Below are 7,748 nucleotides of genomic sequence, written 5' to 3' on the forward strand. Positions count from 1 at the left end.
CCGCACGGGGAGGGCCAGTCTTCTCCCCGCACCCCGACCTCGCACTCTCCCGCCCCTGGGTGCGCAGGCCCCGCCCGCGGCAGAATGAGGTGACCTCGACCATGTCGAAGACGACTGGTGCCGGCTCGCAGAAGCGCCGCACCCTCCCTGCCGGATCTGACCGGCCCGAGGACGAATGGCTGCCCGTCGGCAAGCTGATGACCTTCGGGCTGCAGCACGTGCTGACCATGTACGGCGGGATCATCGCCGTCCCGCTGATCATCGGCAGCGCCGCGGGCCTGCCCGGAGAGCAGACCGCCCTGCTGGTCACGGCCAGCCTGTTCATCGGCGGCCTGGCCACGATCCTGCAGTCCGTGGGCCTCCCCTTCCTGGGATCCAAGCTGCCGATCGTTCAGGGCGTGTCCTTCGCCGCCGTCGCCACCATGCTGGCGATCCTCACCGGACCTGGCGGGGACCTGAACACGGTCTTCGGCGCCATCATCGGCGCCAGCATCATCGGTTTCATCCTCGCGCCGTTCTTCGCGCGGATCATCCGATTCTTCCCCCCGGTGGTCACCGGCACGGTGATCACCGCCATCGGGCTGACCCTCATCCCGGTGGCCGCCAACTGGGCGATGGGCGGTGACTCGAGCACCGACGACTACGGCTCACTCGCCAACATCGGCCTGGCCTTCCTGACCCTGGCGATCATCCTGCTGTTCTCCAAGGTCGGCTCCGCCACCCTGTCCCGACTGTCCATCCTGCTGGGCCTGATCGCCGGCACCGCCGCGGCCGCCGCCCTGGGCATGACCGACTTCTCCGAGGTCGGCAGCGGCTCCTGGATCGCCCTGCCCTCCTTCATGGGCTTCGGCGTGCCGACCTTCGACGTCGCCGCGATCATCTCCATGACCATCGTGATCCTGGTGATCAAGACCGAGACCGCGGCCGACATCATCGCCATCGGCGAGATCATCGACACCCCGGTGGACCGCCGCCGCATCGCGGACGGGCTGCGCGCCGACATGCTGTCCTCCGCCGTGGCGCCGCTCTTCGGCTCCTTCACCCAGTCGGCCTTCGCGCAGAACGTGGGCCTGGTGGCTCTGACCGGCGTGCGCAGCCGCTACGTGGTCGCCGGCGGCGGTGCGATCATGATCGCCCTGGGCGCCCTGCCGATCCTGGGCCAGGTCATCGCGGCCATCCCGATGCCGGTCCTCGGCGGTGCGGGCATCGTGCTCTTCGGCACCGTGGCCGGCTCGGGCATCCGCAACCTGAAGGGCGTGTCCTACGAGGGCAACATGAACCTGATCATCGTCTCCGCCTCCCTGGGCTTCGCGATGATCCCGGTGGTGCGCGAGGACTTCTACCACTCGTTCCCGGCCTGGTTCCAGACCATCTTCCACTCCGGCATCTCATCGGCCGCCATCATGGCGGTTCTGCTGAACATCCTGTTCAACGAGCTCAAGGCCGGGAACTCGGAGAACCCGTCGGTGTTCGCCGCCAAGCCGGTGCGCATCCTCTCCCCCACCGATCTGCGGGACCTCCGGGAAGGTGACGTGTTCGTCGATGGGAGGTTCGTCGACTGCGACGGCGAGGAGATCCCGCTGGTGCCTGATGAGAAGGTCGAGGAGGTCCGGGAGGCCATCGACCGAGGCGAGGTCACGGACACCAGCCAGGTGCAGATGATCATCAACGGCCGGGACCCCCGGGAGGCGACGCCGAAGGGCTCCTCAGAGACCGGCGACGACGATGCGGAGCCTGAGAGAGTGGCCGAACCTGACCAGGTGGTCGCGGACAACGGGCGAGGCGGACACTGACTCCCCGATGAGCACTCGATGAGCCCCGCTGCGGGCAGCCGATGACGGCCCGCCCCGACTCACGCACGAGGCCCCCTCGAGCTCCCCACGGAGCGCGAGGGGGCCTCGTGCTGTGTGCCGGCCAGACCCGTGGCGCTCCACGCCCCCGACTGCCGATCGAGTGGCCACAGATGCCGGCATCTCCCTCGGGACACGCCGCTCAGGACGCCGAGGTCCCGTCATCCGTGGCCACTCGTTCAATGTGAAGCACAGAAGAGGGCCGCCGCGGTCTGCGACCACGGCGGCCCTCTTCTGCTCGGCGCTCGGCGCGCCGACCTCAGTGCCCGACGCTCAGAGCTCCACCTGCCGGTTGACGTCCTTGTAGAGCAGGTAGCGGAACGGGCCGGGCCCGCCCGCGTAACAGGCCTGGGGGCAGAAGGCACGCAGAGACATGTAGTCGCCTTCCTGCACCTCCACCCAGTCGGCGTTGAGCCGGTAGACGGCCTTGCCCTCGAGCACATAGAGCCCATGCTCCATCTCGTGGGTCTCAGCGAAGGGGATGGAGGCGCCGGGCTCGAAGGTCACGATGTTGACGTGCATGTCAAAGGCGAGGTCCTGCGGGTCGAGCATCCGCGTGGTCCGCCAGCGGCCCTCGGTGCCCGGCATGGGGCTGGGCTCGATGTCCTGCTCCTGTCCCACCACAGGTTTCGGGCGGTGGCCCTCCAGCGGCTGGTGCCGCTTGCGGATCCAGTGCAGGCGGGCGGCATCGTCGCCCACGGAGCGCAGGGACCACTGCTCGCCTGCCGGGACGAAGGCGAATCCGCCCGGGGTGAGGCGGTGGGCCTCGCCAACGATGACCACCTCGACCTCGCCCTCCATGAGGAACAGGAAGCCCTCCACCTCGGACTGCGGCTCCGGAGCCTCCGAGCCGCCGCCCGGGGCCACCTCGAGGATGGTCTGGGAGAAGGTCACCGCGCCGCCGGCCACCGGGCGGTTCAGTACCCAGGATCGGGTGTCCCGCCACTCGGGGAGCACGGTGGTGACGATGTCACGCAGGACTCCGCGGGGGATGACCGTGTAGGCCTCGGTGACCACCGCCCGGTCGGTGAGCAGGTCGGTCTGCGGAGGGTGACCGCCGTGGGGCGCGTAGTACGGTGTCCTGCTGATCGTCATCGGTGAGCTCCTCATCGTCTCGAAGGTGTGCATGGTCTCGAAGGTGTGCATGTCCATCGTGGCCCGCGATCGGGCCTCACGCACCCGTCCCTCGGCCGGACTCTTCCGGCCGAGGGACGGGTGCGCGGTCAGCCCTCAGGCTGGTCGTCCGGTACGGGCGAGATGCCGCAGGCCGGCGGCGTCGAGTCCGGTGGCGGCCACGACGTCGTCCTCGGTGACCGCTCCGCAGGTCAGCCCGCGCTGCAGGTAGCCCGCGAGCGCCTTGGCGGTGGCCGGCTCGTCCAGCACGGCACCGGACTCTCCGCCCACGTAGGTGCGGACACGGTCCGCCGCATCGGCGAAGCCCTCCCGGTAGAACAGGAAGGTCGCCAGGAAGCGGGTGGGCAGCTGGTGGGGGTGGAGGTCCCAGCCCTGGTAGATGCCGCGCTGCAGGTGGCGGCGCACGAGTCGGGCGTGCAGGTCCCAGGCGGCGACCACGCTCTCCGGGTCCCCCAGGGGGAGGATGTTGGTGGATCCGTCGGAGACGTGCACCCCGGTCTCGGCGGCGGCCAGCAGCATCTGCTGCTTGGCGAAGTCCGCGGCCGGGTGGTCCATGGACTGGTGGGCCGCGGCGATCCCCAGGGAGGCCGAGTAGTCGTAGGTCCCGTAGTGCAGGGAGGTGACCCGCCCCTGCCCTGCATGGACGGCACCGGCCAGCGGGACGGTGCCGTCAGGGCCGAGGATCAGCTGCGGGGTCTCCACCTGGATCTCGAAGCCGATCCGGCCGGCGTCGATCCCGAGCTGCCTCTCCAGCTCCTCGACGGCGAGCACCATGGCGCGCACCTGGTCTGCGGTGGTCACCTTGGGCAGGGTCAGCACCAGTCCGTCGGGCAGCCCGCCGACGGCGTCGTGGAGCTCTGTGAGGAACAGGTCCAGGGTCCGCAGGCCGCGGCGACGGGTCGCCGCCTCCAGGCAGCGGAAGCGGATGCCGATCCAACCGGGCGCGACGTTCTCGTCCAGCCCTCGGGCCACACGCCGGGCGGCCTCCTGGGCCCAGTGGTCCTCCTCGGCGTCGTCGCGGAGGCCGAAGCCGTCCTCGAAGTCCAGGCGGAGGTCCTCGATGGGGTCCTGGCGCAGCTTCTCCGTGACGGCCCGGGCCAGGCCGGCGACGTCGCCGGCAAGGCCGTCCCTGGGCTCGGCGCCGGAGAGCCGGATGACCCGTTCGGCGAGCTGCTCCATGCCGCCGTGCGCCTCGACCGCGGCCAACGCCCTCGCTCCCCAGTCCGCGAGCAGCCCGGGAGCCCAGGTGTCGGCGGGGATGTAGACGGTGTGCACGGGCTGCCGCCGGCCCCGGTCACCGGGATACAGGTTCTCGAGCATCTGATCGGTGTCGGCCAGGAGCGCGTCGACGCGGCCGAGCAGCTCCTCGCCGAGCACGGGGCCGCGACTCATCGTGCGGCCTCCGCGGAGGTCGGAGCGGCGGTGCGGCCGTTGCGCCGGGCGGCGTCGCCCGTGTCGGCAGACCCTTCGGCGCCTCCGGCCTCCTGCCGGGCGACGCCGGCGACGGCCTCGGCGACGTTGGTCGCCACCCGCGGGTCGAAGACGGAGGGGATGATGTGCCCGGCGTTGAGCTCGTCATCGGCGATGGTCTCCGCAATGGCCTCGGCGGCCACGCGCAGCATCTCGTCGGTGATGTCGTGGCAGTGCGCATCGAGCAGGCCGCGGAAGAATCCCGGGAAGGCGAGCACGTTGTTGATCTGGTTCGGATAGTCGCTGCGACCGGTGGCGATGACGGCCGCATGGCGGCTCGCGGCGGCCGGGTCCACCTCCGGGTCCGGGTTGGACATGGCGAAGACGATCGACCCCTCGGCCATGCCCGCGATGTCGGCCTCATCCAGAAGATCGGGGGCGGAGACGCCGATGAACACGTCCGCACCCACCACGGCCTCCTTGAGGCTCCCCGTGACGCCGCGCGGGTTGGTGTGCTGGGCCAGCCAGGTGCGGTGCGGGGCGGCATGCTCCTGGGCCGAGGTCAGCGCCCCGCTGCGGCCGCAGACGACGACGTCATGGGCTCCGGCGGCCAGCAGGAGCTTCACGATGGCGTGTCCGGCCGCCCCGGCTCCGGAGACCACGATGCGCACGTCGCTCAGCTGCTTCTCCACGACCTTCAGGGCGTTGGTCAGTGCTGCCAGGGTGACGATGGCGGTGCCGTGCTGGTCGTCGTGGAAGACCGGGATGTCCAGCTCGTCCCGCAGCCGGGCCTCGATCTCGAAGCAGCGGGGGGCGGAGATGTCCTCCAGGTTGATGCCTCCGTAGGCCGGGGCGATCGCCTTGCAGACGGCGATGATCTCCTCGGTGTCCTGGGTGTCCAGGGCCACCGGCCAGGCGTCGACGTCGGCGAACTGCTTGAACAGCACGGCCTTGCCCTCCATGACGGGCATGGAGGCTTCGGGGCCGATGTTGCCCAGTCCGAGCACGGCGGACCCGTCGGTGACGACGGCGACCGTGTTGCGCTTGATGGTCAGTCGCCGCGCGTCCTCGGGGTTCTCGGCGATCGCCTGACAGACGCGCGCCACCCCGGGGGTGTAGGCGCGCGAGAGGTCGTCGCGATTCTTCAGGGTCACCGTGGGGGTCGACTCGAGCTTGCCGCCGAGGTGCAGCAGGAAGGTGCGGTCGGAGCTCTTCCGGACGTCCACGCCGTCGAGCGCGGCCAGGGCCTGCTCGATCTCCTGGGCGTGGTCAGGGCCGCGAGTGTCGCAGGAGACGTCCACCACGAGCTCGGAGCGGGTGGACTCGATGACGTCGAGCGCCGTCAGGGCCGCGCCGTGGTCGGCGATGACCGCGGCGAGATCGGTGGATGCGGAGAAGCTGGCGGGCGCCGCCACACGGTAGGTGATGGAATGCCCGGGACTGGGTGTCGCCATGATCCTGCCTTTCGATAGGTATTCCGCGATACGGACTTGATTATCTACTATACGGAACTTGAGGCAGTGCGTCGACCGCCCCGGCCACCACAGCCCACCTCGCCCCTGATCAGCCCCACATCCGACTACACTCGTGGGAGCGAGACCCTCAGGACGCCGTTGCGAGGCAGCTGGACTGCCCCCGAGATGGAAGGCCCGCACGCCATGAGCACTGACCCCACGGACACGCAGGACGCCGTCGACCAGGACCGGAGCGCGCGTCGCCCTGCCCGCGGAGGCGTCCAGTCCGTGGAGCGGACCTTCGACCTCCTGTCCTTCATCGCCTCCTCGGGAGGCCAGACCACGCTGAGCGAGCTGGCCGCCGCAGTGAACCTGCCCATGCCCACGATCCATCGCCTCCTGAAGACGCTGCTCGGCCTCGGCATCGTCCGGCAGCTCCCTGATCGAGGCTACGCCCTCGGCCCCGGACTGATCCGCCTGGGCGACCTCGCCAGCCGTCAGCTGGGCGCCGTCGCCCGTCCGCATCTGCGCACCCTGGTGGAGGAGCTGGGCGAGAGCGCGAATGTGGCCACCCTCGACGGCGACATGGTGGTCTACGTGGACCAGGTCCCCTCGCCGCACCAGATGCGCATGTTCACCGAGGTCGGCCGCCGCGCCCACACCCACGACACCGGCGTGGGCAAGGCCATCCTCGCGACCCTCGACCCCGAGCAGGCGCGGCGCATCGTGACCACCGCCGGCATGCCCGGCCACACCGAGCACAGCATCACCACGCTGGAGGATCTCGAACGCGAGCTGGATGCCATCCGCCGCCAGGGCTACTCCGTGGACGAGCAGGAGCAGGAGCTGGGCGTGCGCTGCTTCGCCGTGGCCGTCCCGGAGGCCCCCACTCCCCTGGCGATCTCCGTCTCCGGCCCCACCAGTCGCGTGGACAATGCCTTCGCCGACCGCGCCGTGCCGCTGCTGCGCCGCGTGGCCCAGGAGATCTCCGAGGAGCTGCGGATCTCCTGATCCCGACAGCCGGCCACCAGCCCCGGCTCGCCCGAACATCGCGCCCGCCGCACTCCGCGACGCCGCGCATCCCCCTCCCGGCATGCCCCTGAGGCATGCCCCTCAGGTACGCCCCCCCTCAGGCGCGCCTCTCTTCGGCGCCCCGGCCAGCCGCCACATCCCCTGCCTCGCCCGACCGGATCCGCCGGCACCCCTTGACTCTCCTGGACGTGACGCCGATACTGATGTCATACAGCGGAATTCTGGTTCCATATCCTGGAATTTCGGAGCCTTGGAGAGGAGCTCACGATGAGTGCTCGCCCAGCTGAGGACGCCCCCTCGGGCGCCACGATGCCCCCGAACGACGGCGTTGCGGCCTCCGCGGTCCCGCCTGCGGCCCCCGCGTTCGACGGCGGCGGCGACGACCCGGACTTCTTCATCCCCGCCCGCGCGGCCCAAGCCCTGCCGCTGATCTGCAGGATTCCCGGGGTGGGCCCTCGACTGCCGCAGTGTCGCTGAGAACGCCTCGACGGCCGGCCATCACCGCCCGTCAGCCCGGGCTTCAGGCTCGGCGAGGGGCGGGTCGGAGCAGTGTCCTCCGACCCGCTGCTCCCCGTCCCTGACCGCCAGACCAGGGGCGGGCAGCAGGGGACTGCACGTCCCGTGATGATCTGCTCCCCAGGACTCGGACCGCGTGACCTCCCTGCGAGACCTCGCTGATACGTCCCGCCGCGTCCTGGGGAGCAGGGCCCCGCACCGCAGCATGTCTCCGCAGCACGTCTCCGCGGTGCTCAGCGAGCACCTGCCGGGCCCATGAGTGAGGGCCGCCGCCCCAGCCGGGACGGCGGCCCTCACTCATGCCTGACGAGCGCCTGACGCAGTGTCGGCGGCCCGCCTCGGGAATGCCCTC

Annotated in this window: 6 protein-coding genes; 3 read left to right on the plus strand and 3 right to left on the minus strand. The window is 70.6% G+C overall.

The features are described from left to right. The first annotated feature begins 101 nt into the window (after positions 1–101). Positions 102–1,793 (plus strand): nucleobase:cation symporter-2 family protein, encoded by a 1,692-nt coding sequence (locus Q7C18_RS06580; RefSeq protein WP_311024690.1) that lies wholly within the window; start codon positions 102–104, stop codon positions 1,791–1,793. 330 nt (positions 1,794–2,123) lie between these two features. Here the strand turns inward: Q7C18_RS06580 and Q7C18_RS06585 are convergent, their stop codons facing one another. From Q7C18_RS06585 to Q7C18_RS06595, 3 genes are all read right to left on the minus strand, one after another. Further along, positions 2,124–2,945, minus strand: coding sequence for a bifunctional allantoicase/(S)-ureidoglycine aminohydrolase (locus Q7C18_RS06585; RefSeq protein WP_311024691.1), 822 nt, complete (start codon positions 2,943–2,945; stop codon positions 2,124–2,126). 135 nt (positions 2,946–3,080) lie between these two features. Further along, positions 3,081–4,376 (minus strand): DUF6986 family protein, encoded by a 1,296-nt coding sequence (locus tag Q7C18_RS06590; RefSeq protein WP_311024692.1) that lies wholly within the window; start codon positions 4,374–4,376, stop codon positions 3,081–3,083. After that, positions 4,373–5,848: an NAD-dependent malic enzyme gene (locus tag Q7C18_RS06595; RefSeq protein ID WP_311024693.1), complete on the minus strand. Its 1,476-nt coding sequence runs from the start codon at positions 5,846–5,848 to the stop codon at positions 4,373–4,375. The genes Q7C18_RS06590 and Q7C18_RS06595 overlap by 4 nt, the downstream gene beginning before the upstream one ends. Positions 5,849–6,052: 204 nt before the next feature. Here Q7C18_RS06595 and Q7C18_RS06600 point away from each other — a divergent pair, with 204 nt between their 5' ends. Together Q7C18_RS06600 and Q7C18_RS06605 are read left to right on the plus strand one after the other, a co-directional pair. Next, a complete protein-coding gene (locus Q7C18_RS06600) occupies positions 6,053–6,859 on the plus strand; it encodes an IclR family transcriptional regulator (RefSeq protein WP_311024694.1) in 807 nt (268 codons plus the stop codon). 288 nt (positions 6,860–7,147) lie between these two features. Further along, entirely contained in the window at positions 7,148–7,357 is a 210-nt protein-coding gene (locus Q7C18_RS06605) for a hypothetical protein (RefSeq protein ID WP_311024695.1), read from the plus strand. Positions 7,358–7,748: the final 391 nt, after the last annotated feature.

This window comes from Nesterenkonia sp. CL21, assembly GCF_031705515.1.
Classification (GTDB): domain Bacteria; phylum Actinomycetota; class Actinomycetes; order Actinomycetales; family Micrococcaceae; genus Nesterenkonia; species Nesterenkonia aethiopica.

What these genes read in the sequence shown, in the direction of transcription:
- Q7C18_RS06580 (WP_311024690.1), top strand. Translation starts at nt 102, where the DNA reads ATGTCGAAGACGACTGGTGCCGGCTCGCAGAAGCGCCGCACCCTCCCT.
- Q7C18_RS06585 (WP_311024691.1), bottom strand. Translation starts at nt 2,945, where the DNA reads ATGACGATCAGCAGGACACCGTACTACGCGCCCCACGGCGGTCACCCT.
- Q7C18_RS06590 (WP_311024692.1), bottom strand. Translation starts at nt 4,376, where the DNA reads ATGAGTCGCGGCCCCGTGCTCGGCGAGGAGCTGCTCGGCCGCGTCGAC.
- Q7C18_RS06595 (WP_311024693.1), bottom strand. Translation starts at nt 5,848, where the DNA reads ATGGCGACACCCAGTCCCGGGCATTCCATCACCTACCGTGTGGCGGCG.
- Q7C18_RS06600 (WP_311024694.1), top strand. Translation starts at nt 6,053, where the DNA reads ATGAGCACTGACCCCACGGACACGCAGGACGCCGTCGACCAGGACCGG.
- Q7C18_RS06605 (WP_311024695.1), top strand. Translation starts at nt 7,148, where the DNA reads ATGAGTGCTCGCCCAGCTGAGGACGCCCCCTCGGGCGCCACGATGCCC.